Below are 17,143 nucleotides of genomic sequence, written 5' to 3' on the forward strand. Positions count from 1 at the left end.
ATCTTGAGATGACTGGCTTCGCAAATCACCGGACGTCATCGCAACCGGCTGCGAAGTCTGCACGGAAGGACCGTGCCCAGTGTCCCAGGTGTCAGCGGAGGAGGAATTCAAGGCCATAACTCACAAGCGCCATGCACGCCACGCCGGCGACATAGAGACCGATCGCCCACGCCACCTCAACCTTCGCCAATTGCTCCGACATGCCAAATTGTGCCTCATCGCTCATTGGCTGCAGCCAATGGCTTCCGCCGAAAGGTCCAGTAGACGTAGACGGCGTTTCCCAACACGGCTGGCAGCATGCAGGCGATGCCACCGAGCAAGAGGAGCTGGCTACCGGGCGGTGCCGAAGCGTCCCAGATAGTTATCGAGAACGGCACAATAAACGGCCAGACGATCAGCACAATGCCGACCAGAAATACGCCAATAAGCGCGCTTGCATAGAGGCGTGCACGACCAGGCGCGTTGCCGATCGCTCGCCAGCACAGGATCCACAGCGCACCGGCAACCACTCCGAGCCCGACAAACATTGGTCGGTGCTCAATCCATGCCTGGGCAGCAGGGCTCGCGCCCGTGACTAGCGCCGCAATGCATAGGCATGCCAGCAGCGCGAATATGCAAGATGCCCTGCGAAATGCGATCGCAGCTCTTTTTTGAAGGGAATCGTTAGTCCGCCAGTTGAGCCATGCCGCGCCTAGCATCGCATATCCCACGACTGTGGTAACAGCTGTCAGGAGTCCGAAACCTGAGAGAAACGAGAACGGCCCGCGGTCAGAAGCGGCGATATCCGCAGGGAGCCCATTTAAGGCCGATCCAACGATAAGACCTTGGCAGAATGCCGCGACGGTGGATCCGCAGCTGAATGCTGCATCCCAGATCTTTCGATAGCGAGTTGTCTGAAATCTAAACTCGAAGGATATGCCGCGAAAGCCGAGCGCTATCAGCATAATCAGGACCGGCAAATAGAGAGCCGGCAGCACAGTGCTGTATGCTATTGGGAACGCTGCGAGAAGGGTAACGCCAACTAGTATGAGCCATGTTTCATTCCCGTCCCAAATTGGCGCGATCGATTCCACCATCGCATCGCGTTGAGCTTCGTTGCGACTGGTGAGCAAGAGGATGCCGACGCCGAGATCGAACCCGTCGAGGAGGACGTACATCCCCAAAGCGAACACGATCACGAGGGCTCCGAGCACCGGGAGAATCATTGCAATTGTCCTTCCTGCATCGCAGCCGGCGCCGGAAGAGGAGCCATGATCGCTCGCTTCGGCGAGCCGCCGCTATAGGGTGATGTACGGGGACCATCGATGGGCCCTCGGGCAATCAGCCGGAGCGTCAAGGTAAGGAAAGCAGCGGAAAAGATGGCGTACACCACGCCGAAGAGCAGTGTAGTGGTGAAGACCGAGGACGCAGCCACCGGCGACACCGCGTCTGCCGTGCGAAGCTGTCCGAAGATCACCCAAGGCTGGCGACCGATCTCTGCAGTATACCATCCGGCCACTGTCGCCACGAAGCCTGCGGGTGACATGACTATGATAAACTTGTGGAACCAGCGACTCGTAAACAGGCGATCCTGCCAGCGGAGCCAGATACTGATGCATGCGGCGCCGAACATCAGTAGCCCAAGCAGAAACATCGTCCGGAACGCATAAAAGACGGCCGCCATGGGCGGTTGATCGGCCGGCGAGGTCTCTTTCAGTCCAGGGACGGTCCCGTGCAGGCTTCGTGTGACGAAGAGGCTTCCGAGATAGGGGATGCCGATTTGAATGTGATTGGTCTGCGCCTTCTGGTCGGGAGCTACGAACACCAGGTACGCGGCACTCGGCGTTGAATCCCAATAGCCTTCCATGGCCTGGAATTTGGAGGGTTGCAGAGGGATCATCCTTGCAGCCACTGTATCGCCCATGAAGAGCTGTGCGGCGATAAAAGTGCTGACCAACCCCATTCCGATCGAGAATGTACGTCGCGCAAAGTCGAGGTGTCGGCTCTTCATAAGATACCAGGCCCCCACACCGGCAACCAAGAACGATGCCGAGATGTAAGCCGCAAGCAGCATATGAGGCAGCCGGTAAAGGTAAGATGGGTTGAATATGACTTGCAGCCAATCGGTCACGACGAAGCGTCCATCGTGGATTGCGACACCGGCAGGGGTCTGCATCCATGAGTTGGCGGCAAGGATCCACGACGCCGAGATCGTCGTTCCGAGGGCGACTAGGAAGGTCGCGGCAAAGTGGAGCTTCGGACCGACGCGCCCCATGCCAAACAGCATGATGCCGAGAAAGCCCGCTTCCAGAAAAAAGGCGGAGAGAACTTCAAGACCGATCAGCGGTCCGATAACGGGCCCAGCCAATTTGGCGAAAGTTGCGAAGTTTGTTCCGAACTCAAACGAAAGGACAATACCCGTCACCACCCCGACGCCGAACCCCATAGCGAAAATCACGAGCCAGAATCTGTATATCCTCAGATAAAGCTCATCACTTGTTCTCAGCCACAAGAACTCAATCACCGTAAGAAACATCGCGAGCCCGATCGACATGGTCGGGAATATGATGTGAAATGTTACGGTGAGGCCGAACTGGATGCGTGACAGCAGTAGAGGGTCGGCTTCCATCTTTGACGCTCCTTAGTCGTGAAGTCCTTCGTTCCCCTTCGTTCTCTGCCACGCGAAGGTGCTGATACCAATGAAAACGAGGACGCCGATAATGCCGGGTACTGCCCCGAGCAAGTTGAGGCATATTCCGGCCCACGCCACGACGACGATTGGCAGAAGGATAGAAGGCCACAGTGGCGTCGTGGAGCCTTCGTCACCGCTCGTCGAACTGCCATCCATTCGCATACACTCCCAATTCAGATTAAGAGTCCCTCGATACTTCCAGTTGCATTCCGATGATCCGCGCTGATCTTGCGACGGTGTCTCCTTGGAATGGTTGGAGAATATCATGGGGGGAGAATATCGATGCGGAGGAAGCAAAAAGGCAGTCGCGAGTCAGGCGAACTCCGTGTTCGTTAGGTGGAAACAGTCGACCTAGGACGCTTGAATGTAGTTCGCATAGATGCGGCTTTACCGAAACGACGGCTGCCATGCCATCGTCAACTGTAGGCGATGTGCGTCGCGCCGCAGTCGTCGCATTGCTCGACGTGGCCACCGAGCACGGTTGTCCGACACGGGGTGATGGCGCCCACCACGCGCCGTCGACGCGGCCGAGGTGATCGGCATGCGCGTGTCCAAAGGCTCGCGGGGGCGGCGGAATACGTCCGCCACCCCCATAAGCGCTCACAAAGTCTCTGGCGCGAATGGCAGGAAGTCCCCTAGCGTTGGGGCCTTAAATCAGACCTGATGCATAGTGTTCGCGACGCAGGCCTCTGGTCCCTCCTCGGAGGTATCGTATCGAAAGCAGCATCCTCGGCTTCGGGATTAAGCTTGTGAATCAGCCTGCACGAGGCGTCACAGTGATTCCAGCGCTTTAATGGTCTCAACCTACAACAAACGGTCGCCAGTCAGGCACTGCGTGTACATCTGTGAAGGACGTTAAGCGTCTGGCCGCCACCGTGGCTGGCAACGAACGGAACCTCTGATCGCCAGCCTCTGGAGCGGGGCCGATCGGCGCCTGGGCTGCCAGCCAACCCCGACGGAGGCAACGCCCCGCCCTGCGTTGGTGCCAGCGCGACGTCTTTCGGTCGCGTGCGGAGCTGCAATCGGAGGGACCATTTTTCGGGCATTCCGCGCCAGATCGACTTGCAGGGAAGATGCATACGCCGATCACCGGCTCTTGAGTCGAGCATCGCTCGCGGCATAAGCTCCCGGCCGAAGTGGTTGTAGCCGAAGCTGGTTTCCAGATAGGGTTAGAACGCTGGTGGCATCCGGAGACGAAGACAAGAGATTCAAGCTCCTCGCCGAAAACAATCTTGACATGATCTGCCGGGTCGGTCCCGATTTGATCATGCAGTATGCCTCCCTGTCTTGCGAACGGATCCTGGGCTGGACCCAGGGTGAAATGTGCGGCAAAGGCCCGGACACATTCGTATTGGCTGAAGATCTCCCTATCGTCGCCGCCGCGCACGAAAAACTTATGATGGAAGGCTTCGATCGGTCGCCAACCACCATCCGCATGAGGAAGAAAGACGGCGGCTTCGCATGGATAGAGGTGAATGCCCGCCTAATGCGCGACACCGAAACGGGAGAGCCGGCGGATATCGTGCTGACCATGCGGGATGTCACGGCGCGCAAGCTCCGCGAAGAGGCATTGGAGGCGCAGCTTGCCGGCTACGCTGCAGGTCAATCCGGAGGGCGGAGCGAACAGGATTGGATCAATGCCCTGCGCGAAAGCGAAGAGCGCTTTTCCAAGGCGTTCCGATTGGCGCGGACGCCGATGGCGATCCTTACGCTCGATGGGCTTCGTATCCTTGATGTCAACGACGCCTTCATGACGGTGCGTGGCCATGCCACCGAAACAGCCGTGGGCCGTACGATCCGGGAACTTAACCTGATAGTTGGTCCTGGGCGTGTGGAAGCGGAAAAGATGCTGCGCCAAACTCGCGCGATACAAGATGTTGAGCTTCGGATCGCCCTCAAGGCCGGCGACCCGATGGACTGCTTGGTGTCAACCGAGGAAATGAGTTTCGACGGGCGGCCCTGCATCCTGATGGTCCTGCAGGATGTTACGGAGCAAAGGCGATCCGAGACGGATCTGGTGGCGGCCATTGAGGCGGTTGTGCGCGATGCCCAGTTTGGCCGCAACGTCGTCGAGAAGCTGGCGCAAATTCGTCGCTCTGATGAAGCGACTGCTGCTCCGGCCCAAATCGGCGATCTAACTAGACGGGAACTGGAGATCCTTGGGCGAATATCGCAAGGCCAGAGCGACGAGAAGATTGCACATGCTTTGGCGGTGTCTCGCAATACGGTCCGCAACCATGTGGCATCCATCTATGGTAAGATTGGCGTCCACCGGCGAAGCGAGGCGGTCGTCTGGGGCCGCGAACGTGGTCTGACCGGACGACCTTGAGATCTGCATTACCAGGCTTGGCGACGACCGGCTGCATCGGGGTCTTTCCGAAGCACCACTAACTACTAAGCGCTTCTGACCATTCTCAAGGTCACGATCAAGATTACACTCCGATCGTGATGGCTCGCTGGTCTACTCGGCCACGGGGAAGGCCGACTAATCTCCTCGACCGTCCCCCCTGGCGGGCCAGCTTGATCCCTTTCACCGACGAGACCTGGGACCAAAACCAGCAAGGCCCCACTTGCGCGGATGGGGCCGAAGGGCGAGAGCGCGGGGTTTTGCCCCGCACGGCCACTGGTGAACGCTGACTTTCTCGGCGCTCTGCTCCGCGATAGCCTCACGGCCCCTTGCGTTTTCGATGGGCTGATCGACGGCGAGTGCTTCCGAGCTTATGTGGAATAGCAGCTCGTTCCAGTTTTCAGGCCCGGCGACATCGTGATCATGGACAAGGGCGGCGGCGGCACTGGTAGGCCTTACTCACCAGACCTCCATCCGATCGAGCGGGCCTTCGCCAAGATCAAGCACTGGATGCGCATCGCCCAAAGGCAAACTCTCGAAGACACTTGGCGTCACATCGGTGACTCTTGTCCCAACTATCAGCCCCGCCAATGTAGCAACTATCTCGCCAACGCCAGGTTACTCCCGTCATATCGTCAAACGCTCTGGTACATCGCGATCATCATCCGAGGGGCCGGCCTTAGCGGACTGATCGAGGATATCTATAAAACGACAACGCATGGGTCCTTAAGGATGACCGACAAAGATCGGAATGAACTCGAGAGCCCTGCCGCCGACTTGGGCAGTACCATGCCAACGGAATCCATTAGTATTCCAGACGAGACACTGAAGAAGTGGCAGACGATCGCCGACACCATGGCCGAGATCGTCGGTGTTCCGGCCGGCCTTATCATGCGCGTTGTCGCGGACGACATCACTGTGCTGGTGTCCAGCCGCACGCCCGGCAATCCTTATCGCGTCGGTGACGCCGAACACTTTCTCGGTTCGGGTCTTTTCTGCGAGACGGTCATTACCCAAAGGTCGCACCTCGCCGTGCGCGATGCGCTGGCGGACCCCCGATGGCGAAACAATCCGGACACTCAATCGGGAATGTTGTCCTATCTCGGGTTTCCCATTCTCTGGCCAAACAACGAACCATTCGGAACGATCTGTGTTCTGGATAGCCAGGAAAACAACTATTCGGACGCTTATCGGCGACTGGTCGAACAACTCCGCGATCTCGTTCAGCTCCACTTGGCTCAGGTCTACGCGGACGTCGCGCGCCATCGGCGCAATCAGGAGGCGCTTCGGTTGAGCGAGGAGCGCTTCGCCACGGCCTTCCGTCTCGCGCCGGTGCCGATGGCGATCGCCGCGCTCGAAGGCTTTCTGCTTCTAGCCGTCAATGACGCCTTCTTGGCCGCCACTGGTTACGACGCCGACGAGGCAATCGGACGCGACGCAACGCAACTCTGGCTGTTCAACAGCTCGTCTGAACGCAACCAAATAACACAGAAGCTCGAAGGATCAGTCCTGGTTCGCAATTTGGAGATGCAGCTTCGAGCCAAAGACGGCCGACTGATCGACTGTCTCACCACCGCCGACACAATTACCCTCAACGGTCAGCGCTGCGTGCTATCCGTCTTTCAGGATATCACAGAGCGTAAGCGCACGGAAACCGACCTTATCGCCGCCATCGAGGCGGTCATGCGCGACACGTCCTGGTTCAACACCAGCGTGATGGAGAAGCTGGCGCAAATTCGGCGGTCTCCCGACGTCGCGGCTCGGCGGGCGGTCCTCTCGGAGCTAACGCCGCGAGAATTGGAGGTGTTGGGTCTTCTTTCTGAAGGCAAGGCCAACGAGACAATCAGCAAAATCTTGGGTTTGTCACGCAACACGGTGCGCAATCACTTGGCGACCATCTACGACAAGCTGGACGTACACCGCCGAAGCGAAGCGATCATTTGGGCACGCGAGCGCGGTGTTCTTCGCTATTCACCGCCGAAAAAACGCGGCAAACCGCGCCGGTCCCGCTGATCCCTTTCAGAAATACTAGTCGAGTTAGTACGGGCGATACTATCAGGCGCCCACGTGGACGCTGTATTGACCATTCGATAGGCTAGGCAGACCTCTCCTCTTCGTGGAATTCGTCCCATGCCTGTTGAACTGGTTCGCGACACCCTCAGGAGATCATCTCTCATGGTAGACCCGTTGAAGGTTTCTTCCCCGACCAAGTTGCGCCGCAGGCGCGACGCAGAACATTACGTCTCGATTATCGAATCTTGCGAAGACGCGATCATATCAACGGATCTTGAGGGCACGCTCGAAAGCTGGAACCCAGGAGCCGAGAAGCTCTTCGGCTATCGGCCGCACGAGGTCGTCGGCAGGTCGGTGACCTTGCTCATTCCGGCTGATCGGGAAGGCGAAGAGGATGTCATTCTCGATCGAATTCGGCGCGGCGAGCGCGTCGATCACTACGAGACCGTCCGTCAGCGCAAGGATGGTAGTCAGGTCCATGTCGCGCTCACGATTTCTCCGATCCGGGATGCCTCGGGAAGGATTGTGGGCGCTTCAAAGGTCGCTCGCGACATCACCGAGCGACGGCAGGCCCAATTGCAGCAATCTCTGCTGCTACGAGAGATGGATCACCGGATCAAGAACCTGTTCACAATTGCCGGCAGCCTTGTTACGCTCAGCGCGCATAGGGCGTCGACGCCGAGCGACCTCGCTGCTGCCGTCGGGAAGCGATTGGCCGCCTTAGCGCAAGCTCACGCCCTCACACTGTCGAATGATCATGCCGGTGGCGGCCACACGACACTCCATGTTCTTATCAACACAATTTTGTCGCCGTTCGATCGGGAGGACAAGGCTGAGCCATCCCGTTTCAGCGTCACTGGCGTGGACCTCTCTCTGAACAGCTCCGTCCTGACCAGCTTTGCTCTTATTCTGCACGAACTCGCCACGAATTCCGCAAAATACGGTGCGCTGGTGCGGCCGACGGGGCGCGTAGACGTTTCCTGTTACGGACAGAAAGGCCGATTCGTGCTGACCTGGGAGGAGCACGGTGGACCGATCGCCGAGCCGCCGCGTTGCGGGCAGGGATTCGGTAGCTATCTGTTGCAAGCTACGAGCCGTCAGCTCGACGGTCACATTGAACGCGAGTGGCGTCCGGATGGCGTTGCGATTCGTCTCTCCGTGCCTTGTGCGCTCCTTCGCACCAATAAAGAGCAACGCCCATCGCGATCAGATCGAGCCGCGCTCCTCGAAGCCCGATGACGATTGCCATCGTGGGGTGAACTGATCACGCTGATCTTGTTTCACCGAGCGAGCATGCCGAACGACGCGAGAGGCATCAGAAATGCGGACAACCAGGTCGGCAAGCCTGCCGGGCCGAAAAGCAGCATCTTCACTGAATGAGCTCCACTGCTGAATTTTGTGAGGTCTTCCGCAAAGCCAGGAAGTGAACCACTCCACCGACCGGACCAGCGAAGCGATGGGAGTCTGGAGCCAATTGCAGCTTCAGGGAAACAGCCGCCAACCTTCGAGTGAACCAAACCAGAATGAGGGTCGCCCATGCCGATTGAGCGTATGTACTCGCCGAAGTATTGGCGGATGCGAGCCGAGGAGTTTCGGACCAAAGCCGGCAATGCGGAGCATAGTCAAACGAAGGAAAGCCTGCTGAAGGTGGCGCAGAATTATGAAGAGTTGGCAAGACGCGCCGAAAAGATCCACACCGTTCGAGACGAAGTTACGGTGCGTACTCGCGCTTAGTTTGTGCGCTCCAGGCGGTCCGCACGGGGTTTAATTGCCCGCTTCATCCATGTTCCCGGCCACGGCTTGTTCTGTTCTGCCGCCAGAAAAAACAGGAAGTCTCTCAATTGCGCTTCGTCCGGAGCGGTCACGCCGCTCATCGAGTGAAGAATCCCGATGCGGATCGGTTCATCTGCCGACGCCGCGCGAACGCCGAGCGTCAAAAAATGCCAGCAGCAATGCAAGAGATGCACCGAGCATCCCGTGAAGCTCTCATCATTGAATCGCTCCATATCCAGCGTCCATCGAAGCGGCTTTGATTGACCAAAGGTGCATTGCTGGAGCCTAGCCTACCAAGCGCAATCCGCACGCGCCAAGCGAAAGCGTTTTGCTACCGTAGGCTCTACTCGCGTTCGGGCGTGTCAACTAGGAGAGCTCCTAGCTCGCGATCATCTTGTCGTGGCCCACTATTTCCCGCCGGGAGCAGGGGTGGGGAGGGGAAGCCATGGCGAATACGCGTCCGAAGAGGAAGCCGCGAAAGCCGAAGAGCGTAGCGGCGGGCGACGTTTTTGCAGGGACGACGTCCCGCACCATCAGCCGGGATGAAATCTATCACCGCCTTGAGTGGTACTTCGACAAGAGCCACGACCCGCACGGCCCTCACACTATTCCTTCCGCAACGCCGATAAGCGCCCTTCTGCACAACCTCGGCCTGGAAGATCTTTACGTCAATCTCTGTAAAGCTTCACAGATGTATGTGCCTGCGTGGAATAGCCAGCTTTTCCACGGGGTGGCGATTCCTTGGATATCCAAGGCCGGCATTGCCATCGGGATTAAGGACGTGAAAACGATGGGCGATCTGATCAACAGCTTCGTCCTGTCCTACAAGCACGCTGGTTGGCAGGTGACGGAGGGCTAGGGTCAACATGAGAATCGCGGGCGCTCCCATTCTCCTAATCATTGTGGCGATCACCGGCCTCTTTGCGGTCCACCCGACATGGGCTGGCCCCGACAAGCCGACACCGGCAGCACCCGATCCAGTTGAGGACGCGAAGCAAGTCGAAGCATTGCTCGATCAGCGAGATCAGAAGATGCTCGCGCAATTGCGCGCCAACCGTCAGAACGAAATTCTGTACTATAGAGGACGCAAACGATCGGAAATCTTGAAGGCGCTTGGCCTTTCGTCGCCAGCGGCCCCCGCATCGAGGCCGGCCCCAAAGCCCGCAAACGACGCTGCCGCGCCGGCGCTCCCCATTGGGCCGTGCGCGGCGGGGGTCGACCCGCTCCTCATCCGGCGCAACCGTCTGGATACATTTCAGCTTCGAGGGGAGGCCGGTCCCCTCGCCAGTGCCAAGGGAGCGTCGTTCGGAGTCACTCAGGACGGTATCGGGCATACCACGTCCGCATCAGTGAACGCTCGGGTACAGGCCATACTCTACTATCAAGACCCGCTCACTCCTTGCGTAAACGGCAAGCTTGGCGACCCTTACACGCCGATCGATTTCAGCAAGCCTCAGTTCGGTTGGGTCATCGCGCCGTTCGTTGATGCTCAAGGCACCGAAACCTTTCCGCTTAAGAAATCCGATACCAGCAATCTTCAGGCGGGCGTCGACTTCCAGGCTTCGATCTACGGCGGGCCACTTTTCGATCATCAGTACCTGATCGCGACGCCATACTACCAAACTGATTTCTGCTGTCGAAAGGCGGGCTCACCTGGTTCGATGAGAGAGGACTTGCGCGCCATGACATACTGAGCGTCACCTGGCGGGCCATGCAATCGCGAACCGTCGGTTGTTCAACATCTAACAAGCGTGATGCCTATCCGTCGATCAAGCTTGGACTAATGAGCGGCAATGCTCATTGAACGTCAACCGGTCCGCCCCCCGCTGGTGATTAGCGGCGGTAATCTGTCGCAAGCTGTCCTGGCCTCGGTCACCTGACGTGCCCTGCGGAACAGCGCTGTCGCAGTCCCGACTATGTTAGCATTCGTACGTCGGGAAGCGGGCTAGAGGGGCACATTACCCGGTCTATGCCTCTGTGATGGCAAGCCGATTCCAAAATGGCGGGCGATGGTACAACACTTGCTGTGCTCTTCGCAGCTGTCGCAGCTTTTGGAGCAACACCGTGCACAATGTCGTCTGCATCAAACAGGTTCCGGACTCGGCGCAGATCCGCGTGCACCCGGTGACCAATACAATCATGCGTCAGGGAGTGCCGACCATCATCAACCCATATGACCTCTTCGCGCTCGAGGCCGCGCTGGAGCTGCGCGATCGGTTCGGCGGCGAAATTACCGTGCTTACAATGGGACCGCCATCGGCGGAAGATTCTTTGCGAAAGGCGCTGACTTATGGCGCCGATCGCGCCGTCCTACTCACCGATCGCTGCTTTGCGGGCTCCGACACCCTGGCCACAACGTATGCACTTGCAACAGCCATCCGAAAAATTGGTAAGGAATATGGCCCGACAAACCTCATTTTCACGGGAAAGCAGACGATCGACGGCGATACGGCGCAGGTTGGGCCCGGTATCGCAAAGCGGCTGGGCGTACTGCAGCTAACCTACGTTGCGAAAGTCAGATCCTTAGATCTCGCTGCCCATACAATTGAAGCGGAACGACGCTCCGAAGGTGGTGTCCAGGTGCTGCACACGAAGCTGCCCTGTCTCATCACCATGCTGGAGGCAACGAATCAGATTCGGCGCGGCGCGATGGCGGATGCCTTGCGTGCCGCGCGTGCCCAAATCGTGAAATGGAGCGCAAACGATGCCGGTATCGAAGACGTCTCCAAATGCGGCCTCAAGGGATCGCCGACCGTCGTCAAGCGAGTGTTCGCGCCCTCTGCGCGGGCTGAGAAGGCGGCGCTGGTCGAGGCCGCCGAGCAACCGGCGCAGGCGTTGATAGACGCTATTTTCAAGCATCAACCGAAGCTCGAAGCCGATCTTGCTGCACTTGTCCGTGACGCTTGATCTGGACAGACCTGATCGAAAACGGTCCAAGGATGTACCAACACCATGAGGCACCCGCGTCCAGTGAGCGCGCAAGATGTAGCTAGGCATCTCAGTCCGCGAACTGCGCATTCTGGTCCATGGCGTTCTTCGATTGCTCGCGATCAGCGGGGACTACATGTTCCGTAGACCGCGTTATGGCCTCGATCGATGCCCGGAGTTGGCCGCGATTGTCAGGCGCATCGACAAAGGGCTGCGCATGCGTCCAGATCCCACTATATGGTCGTGTTCGACGGCCTGAGGCGGCTGCTTCGCGTAGTTGTCACGAGCGAAGACGGATTACGTCAGCGACCGGGACCACCATGCTAGCGCCCGAACGCCCAAAGCGCTGTCGCGCTGTTAAGCGCGCGAAGCCCACCTATGTGGCACCTTTGGACCACCCTCGCGATTCAACAGCCCTATACCCGTTGTGAGTGGCGGCTGGCTCTTCGCCGTCTGGTTTCTGACGGCCGTGCAAGCGCTGTCAGGTTCAATACAATTGCAATGAGGAGTCGGTCGCGAGCGTTTTGTCAATGTATTCAGAATCTGTGGTGTGAGTGCACGAGTTGGCACGGTGATTGCTGTAGACGTGCAAGAAGACAGCGTGGTGGCGCGTCGCGGACGCGAAACCTAGCGGCGGTCTCTTTGAGAAGTTGGTGCCGGCCAGCAGCCCGTATTTCGCGCAGCTTGCGGCCGAAGGCCCCGAGAGCCAGGTAGATGCGGATAGTCCTTGCAATGCTGTACGAAGCTCATAGCGGTCCATCAACTGGCAGGAGCAGCAACCGCGAGGGCCTGTGCGGCGTAATATCTCACCATGACTCTGCAAGCGAATGCTGGCCGTGCCGGGAATTCGCGGCATCGAAACTTTTCGTGGACCGGAATCCGTCTGGATCGCCGCCGCTCAGTTGATCTACGCGTTCCCTTCGATGCGCGTGAGCAGGACTGAGCATGCCGCTGTCTGCTACCGCGAAGGCGGCCACCAAGAATGTCGCCTGGATGGTGAACGCGAACACAAGCTCATCGAAACCAACGAACTCGCGGTAGCCAACAGTTGGCCCGGATACGAAGTTGCTCCGTCAAGGACCGTTCTCTCCTCATCGCCAGGGGTCAAATGACATCTCAAGCGTCTCGATTTACACCCGATCAGCCTCCGCAGATATGCTGCGAGTATTTGACTGAGCAAGCGCGAGCCCTGTTCGGCCCGCACCCGTTCGCTGCGGAGATGTCCGAGGACCAGGTCGCTAGCCTGCTGCCTGAATATCTGGCGATGTCACAGGCGTTCCCGTACCTGCAGGCGGGGTCGCAAAGGGATCTCATATTCGATGCAATGAATCACAATCGAGATCTTGCGAGGGACATTGAACTGACCAGCGTGGTCGCAAACTTCATCTGTTGGGATGAGACAGGTGGTTATGGCCAAATTCTCCAGGGCGGCAAGGCGGCGCTACCCGATATTCTGGTGACTGAGAACTTCCACTCCAACCTGTTTAGAAGGGATGCGTCGAAGCTACTCGGCAGAGCAATACGGCCCAACTACAGCGCCACGACGAAGCGGTACCTGCATTCTCTCTATGCCGGATTGTCATCGAAAGATCCCTTAGTGCGTTGCGCCTACATGGTCGCTTTTGAGCTACATGCTGCGGACATGATCCAGTCGCTATGGACCACTCTGGTCAAAACCTTTAAGGCGCGGCCTGACGATCTTGAGTACTTCCGCAGCCATGTCGGCGGAGAAGATCCCGCGGAGAAGTATCACGGAGAAATGACAAGCCGGCTGATTGGCGAACTTGTCCCGGCTGACCGTAATCATCGCTTTTTGGATGAATTCGATCGAGCCTATCGGCTCAGCTTACAGTGGTGCCGCGATCTGCTCCGAATTGTCTCACTTGAGGGAGATGATCACTCGGAGATCGAACACCATGGCCGTTGTCACTGTGGTTCTGTCAAGTTCTACGTCCGAGCGCCGCGAGAGCTCTCTGCAGTTCGATGCAATTGCTCAATCTGCCAAATGTCTGGATTTCTGCACTTGCTCGTACCTGGCGATAAGCTCGGAATTGAGTGTGGCGAAGAATTCCTCACGGCGTATCAGTTCAACAAGAACATCGCTCGGCACACGTTTTGCCGGGTTTGTGGCGTAAAGCCATTCTATAGGCCGCGGTCGAACCCCTCCGGATTCAGCGTAAATATTCGATGCCTGGATAACAGAACCATCGAACGCATAAGAATAAGCGAGTTCGATGGCGAGCATTGGGACCAAGCATTCCGCTCGATGCACCAGGACCTTCAGTCCTGCGTCGAAGATAAAACCCTGGAGTGAACTCGAATGGCGCGCGCAATGAATCATAAATCCCGTTTGCTTTCAGAAGAAGCTTTGACAAAATACCGCATAGAGCTGTTGGTGAAGGGGACGGTCGTGATCGGCCCCCAGATATTGTTCACCCAAGATGACTTGGCCAAGATCGATCAGCTGCAGGGTGAGATTCCCGAAGAAGAAGTGAGGGAGGGAGATGCCGGCGACTCGCACAATGTTTTTGTCAGACGCGTGAGGGTAGACCCGCCCGGCCACGCTCCTAGCGACGCCAGTGGTGCAGCTCCAGGGCAGATCATGGAACTACTTGAAAGGAAAGACCGCAGCTTCGCGCTAAAAAAGATTTTGGGAGCCACGTCAGATTACGTGATTCGCCGATGCCAGATGCATCGGATGCCTCCTGGTTCCTTTGTTGGCATTCATCTGGATGCTGCGAGCGACCCGGATTTCGAGTACGCGGTGATTGTGCAGCTGGCGAGGGACTTCGAGGGGGGTGAGTTCGTAGTATATCCAAGTGTGTACGAACACCAGGTATTCCGACCGCCATTTGGCGCCGTGCTTGTCACCACATGTAAGCTCCGGCATGAGGTGAAGCCTGTGCTGTCCGGCGAGCGCCGATCGCTGGTCTACTTCTGTTCAAAACGCAGCGGCGCGAACCGCCGGATCGTCGAAAGCTCTACCGCTGGGCTATGAGGTGGGATGGCTGAATTCGCTTTCGAATGAATTTGGTAAGGGGTGAGCTCTCAGGAGAGAGCGGTAGCGTGGCCATCTTGTGCTCAGACGATCCCTCGCAAAGGCTGCCACAACGCCGGTCGGACGTTACGGCTAGCCTTGATGCCTGTAAAAGCGACCACGCGTAATCGAATCTCGGGTTGCTCAGAGTAGTTGCGGCAAGTCATCGTCGCTGCGTCGAAGCGGTTAGGCGTGTCGGCGCGCGCGATGGTGGACTCGCGCTGCGCGCAGGAAGCCTGTGTTGTCGTCAGGTTCTCGACAGCTACCAGACCTAGAAAACAGCCGAATGCTCGGGGCGATTTGGGACGGCATGTGCGCGCACTGGGGCTTTGCAGGATCCATCAGAAGAGAAGACTCTGTGCCCAACGCGCCGGTTGCCTATCACTATGACTCCGCCGGGTCTCGCACAGTACCGTTGCAGAAGAGCTCGCAGCACGTCTGGGCGTCCGCCTGCAACCAGCCCGCATGGCCCGGCAACAGAACGGCCATGATTGCGGAGTCTATGTGGTAGGCGCGACGCGAGCGCTGATTGGACGATTGGCGCAGGGCGAGCGGCCAGACAATGAGCCGCTGCACCTCGAGCACCTCATCGCCGATCGGCCAGCACTTCAGGAGCGACTTAAGGGTGGTCGCGATTGGGGCTGACAGAGCTCGAGCGAGACGAAGCAGACATTCACGTCGCGTAGGGTGGCCGTTTCAGCGCGGATCGAAAGCAGGGGCAAGTTCGGATCAATTGAGCGATTGAAGATATGGTCGCTGGGATCTCAATCAAACCATTCTCAGGAGCCGGTCCTGCAGATCGCGGGCCGCGGGCCGATCGCGCGCAATCACAAGGCACTCCACCGTGCCGGCCTCTTCGTCGGCGGCAAGCGGGATCACGCCCTCCTTGCGTGTGCGGTCGAACAGAAATCCTTCCTTGACGAAACGATCATGCGCTGTTTGGAGGGATCGTGATCGAACATTTCTAGCGGATAAAATAACGTTGCAACCGGAATAGTCGAAGCCCAGCAGCCGGACGGCAATGCTGTGTAACACCGAGCCGCCACCCCAGCGGCCGTTCGCTTCATTAAACAGCAACCGTCCGTCATCCGTGAAAATGGCGTCAATGTTGATCATTCCGCGATATCCCAGGTTTCGCGCAAGCGCCACAAATCGGTAGGCATGCGCCTGAGCAGTCAACCACTGCTCGTTCCCCAGGTCGCTTGGAAGCTCAAGTCCTGTCCAGATCAGAGCTCTTTCGGATCGATCCGTGCTTTTACGCAGACGTATGTTTCCACTGTTCATGAAAACGATTGAACCATCCTCGATTTCATACTCGAGATAGAACAAAGACTTGGCCAGGTGGTACGACTCCACGACCAGCGTCTTACACGATGCCGTTGTCATCTCAGACCAAAGCGCGTCAGGATCAAACGACGGCCATGGAATTCGCCGGGTATCTCTTGCCCCAGGTAGTGGATCGCTTTCATTGCCGGTCAGGATGACATTTCCGACTCCACCGGCTCCATTGTCCAGCTTTACAATGACGCTGCCGGTCTCGGTTCTGAGGGAAGTGACCGCTCTGAATAGTTCGTTTGAGTCCGTCGTGACGGATCCATTGGGCAGCGGAAGTGCGACGCTTGTCGCCAATTGACGGAAGTGGCTCTTGCGGTTCAACAGATCAGGCCCTCGCTGCAGAGCGAAGTCGTCGCCGGTCTGCGGTATGCCCAGCATGGCCGCCAGGCGTGCGACGCCTTCGGTAGAGTAGCAGGGATACAATCGCCAGGTTGATTTCTGACGAATATGTCGGTTGATTCGCTCAACAATAGTCTTGGACAGAAGTGTGCAATCATCAAGGATCGGCGATTGGCGGCCGCCTTCGGGTACAAGCAGACAAAGACTCGATGCGTCGAAATCGAGGGTCGCACCAATGAAGGATAGCAGATCCGCCGGGATGACTACCGGGGAGACTATCAGGTCACCCTCATGAGCAAACCACGCTGAACGGTATGCCGAGTTGGCGGCCAGCGAAAGTTGAGCTGGTGTCAGATCGGCGCCCGACATTTGAGCCGTACCGGCATTCATGATCAGGATCCGCGGCATCCGCGACCTCCGGGCATTTGGGCGCGATCAGACAGGGATCGTGATGCCAACAATGGTGAACTTGCTGCGCCGTGGTGAGGCACTGAGCGAAGCTTGATTTGGCGCCGTCCTGCTCCGAGAGAGGATAGGTCGGTGCTTTCGCATCGAGCATTGCAGCCCCAGATAATTCGGCCTGCTAAAGCTGAGGATCGCGATCCGGTCTCCCCTCTGGACGTCGAGCTGACTCTTGAAGGCGCGAGCGATCCGCCAGTCTGTCGGTTGAGGCTGACGTAGCTGAGAGTCTGCACTTCGA

The 17,143-nt window shown here is 58.0% G+C and carries 15 protein-coding genes and 2 pseudogenes; 11 read left to right on the forward strand and 6 right to left on the reverse strand.

Annotated features, from left to right (window positions below; genetic code table 11):
• Positions 1-91: 91 nt before the first annotated feature.
• From MTX21_RS35425 to MTX21_RS35440, 4 genes and pseudogenes are all read right to left on the reverse strand, one after another.
• Complete coding sequence (locus tag MTX21_RS35425; RefSeq protein ID WP_280969098.1) at positions 92-226, reverse strand: hypothetical protein; 135 nt, start codon at positions 224-226, stop codon at positions 92-94.
• Complete coding sequence (cydB, locus tag MTX21_RS35430) at positions 216-1,205, reverse strand: cytochrome d ubiquinol oxidase subunit II (protein WP_280969099.1); 990 nt, start codon at positions 1,203-1,205, stop codon at positions 216-218. The genes MTX21_RS35425 and cydB overlap by 11 nt, the downstream gene beginning before the upstream one ends.
• The gene (locus MTX21_RS35435) at positions 1,202-2,608 is read right to left on the reverse strand and encodes a cytochrome ubiquinol oxidase subunit I (protein ID WP_280969100.1); all 1,407 of its coding nucleotides are present in this window, start codon (positions 2,606-2,608) and stop codon (positions 1,202-1,204) included. The genes cydB and MTX21_RS35435 overlap by 4 nt, the downstream gene beginning before the upstream one ends.
• Before the next feature lie 479 nt (positions 2,609-3,087).
• A pseudogene (locus MTX21_RS35440) lies at positions 3,088-3,204 on the reverse strand (transposase zinc-binding domain-containing protein); the annotation flags it as partial.
• 647 nt (positions 3,205-3,851) lie between these two features.
• Between MTX21_RS35440 and MTX21_RS35445 the strand changes: the two are divergent.
• The 5 genes and pseudogenes from MTX21_RS35445 (at position 3,852) to MTX21_RS35465 (ending at position 8,765) form a co-directional block, all read left to right on the forward strand.
• Complete coding sequence (locus MTX21_RS35445; protein ID WP_280969102.1) at positions 3,852-5,000, forward strand: PAS domain S-box protein; 1,149 nt, start codon at positions 3,852-3,854, stop codon at positions 4,998-5,000.
• A gap of 200 nt (positions 5,001-5,200) precedes the next feature.
• Positions 5,201-5,633, forward strand: a pseudogene (locus MTX21_RS35450) (IS630 family transposase); the annotation flags it as partial.
• A 174-nt stretch (positions 5,634-5,807) separates the two neighbouring features.
• Entirely contained in the window at positions 5,808-7,031 is a 1,224-nt protein-coding gene (locus MTX21_RS35455; RefSeq protein ID WP_280971420.1) for a LuxR C-terminal-related transcriptional regulator, read from the forward strand.
• A 117-nt stretch (positions 7,032-7,148) separates the two neighbouring features.
• A complete protein-coding gene (locus MTX21_RS35460) occupies positions 7,149-8,270 on the forward strand; it encodes a PAS domain S-box protein (RefSeq protein ID WP_280969103.1) in 1,122 nt (373 codons plus the stop codon).
• Between the two features lie 297 nt (positions 8,271-8,567).
• Positions 8,568-8,765 (forward strand): hypothetical protein, encoded by a 198-nt coding sequence (locus MTX21_RS35465; protein ID WP_280969104.1) that lies wholly within the window; start codon positions 8,568-8,570, stop codon positions 8,763-8,765.
• On the opposite strand, the gene MTX21_RS35470 is transcribed toward MTX21_RS35465, so the two are convergent.
• Positions 8,762-9,037: a hypothetical protein gene (locus tag MTX21_RS35470; RefSeq protein WP_280969105.1), complete on the reverse strand. Its 276-nt coding sequence runs from the start codon at positions 9,035-9,037 to the stop codon at positions 8,762-8,764. The two genes, MTX21_RS35465 and MTX21_RS35470, sit on opposite strands and share 4 nt — an antisense overlap.
• Positions 9,038-9,249: 212 nt before the next feature.
• Between MTX21_RS35470 and MTX21_RS35475 the strand changes: the two genes are divergently transcribed.
• The 6 genes from MTX21_RS35475 to MTX21_RS35500 all read left to right on the forward strand — a co-directional run bounded on the left by MTX21_RS35475 (position 9,250) and on the right by MTX21_RS35500 (position 14,730).
• Positions 9,250-9,663 carry a hypothetical protein gene (locus MTX21_RS35475; RefSeq protein WP_280969106.1) on the forward strand — a complete coding sequence of 138 codons (414 nt, stop codon included), beginning with the start codon at positions 9,250-9,252 and terminating at the stop codon, positions 9,661-9,663.
• A gap of 7 nt (positions 9,664-9,670) precedes the next feature.
• The gene (locus MTX21_RS35480; RefSeq protein ID WP_280969107.1) at positions 9,671-10,498 is read left to right on the forward strand and encodes a hypothetical protein; all 828 of its coding nucleotides are present in this window, start codon (positions 9,671-9,673) and stop codon (positions 10,496-10,498) included.
• Between the two features lie 370 nt (positions 10,499-10,868).
• Positions 10,869-11,711: an electron transfer flavoprotein subunit beta/FixA family protein gene (locus tag MTX21_RS35485; RefSeq protein ID WP_280969108.1), complete on the forward strand. Its 843-nt coding sequence runs from the start codon at positions 10,869-10,871 to the stop codon at positions 11,709-11,711.
• Positions 11,712-12,559: 848 nt separating this feature from the next.
• On the forward strand, positions 12,560-12,844 hold the full coding sequence (locus MTX21_RS35490; RefSeq protein ID WP_280969109.1) for a hypothetical protein: 285 nt from the start codon (positions 12,560-12,562) through the stop codon (positions 12,842-12,844).
• Between the two features lie 107 nt (positions 12,845-12,951).
• Entirely contained in the window at positions 12,952-14,046 is a 1,095-nt protein-coding gene (locus MTX21_RS35495; RefSeq protein ID WP_280969110.1) for a GFA family protein, read from the forward strand.
• Positions 14,047-14,052: 6 nt separating this feature from the next.
• On the forward strand, positions 14,053-14,730 hold the full coding sequence (locus MTX21_RS35500; protein WP_280969111.1) for a 2OG-Fe(II) oxygenase: 678 nt from the start codon (positions 14,053-14,055) through the stop codon (positions 14,728-14,730).
• An 807-nt stretch (positions 14,731-15,537) separates the two neighbouring features.
• Here the strand turns inward: MTX21_RS35500 and MTX21_RS35505 are convergent.
• Positions 15,538-16,851 (reverse strand): peptide ligase PGM1-related protein, encoded by a 1,314-nt coding sequence (locus MTX21_RS35505; RefSeq protein ID WP_280969112.1) that lies wholly within the window; start codon positions 16,849-16,851, stop codon positions 15,538-15,540.
• Positions 16,852-17,143 lie beyond the last annotated feature (292 nt).

Source organism: Bradyrhizobium sp. ISRA430, from assembly GCF_029909975.1.
GTDB lineage: Bacteria > Pseudomonadota > Alphaproteobacteria > Rhizobiales > Xanthobacteraceae > Bradyrhizobium.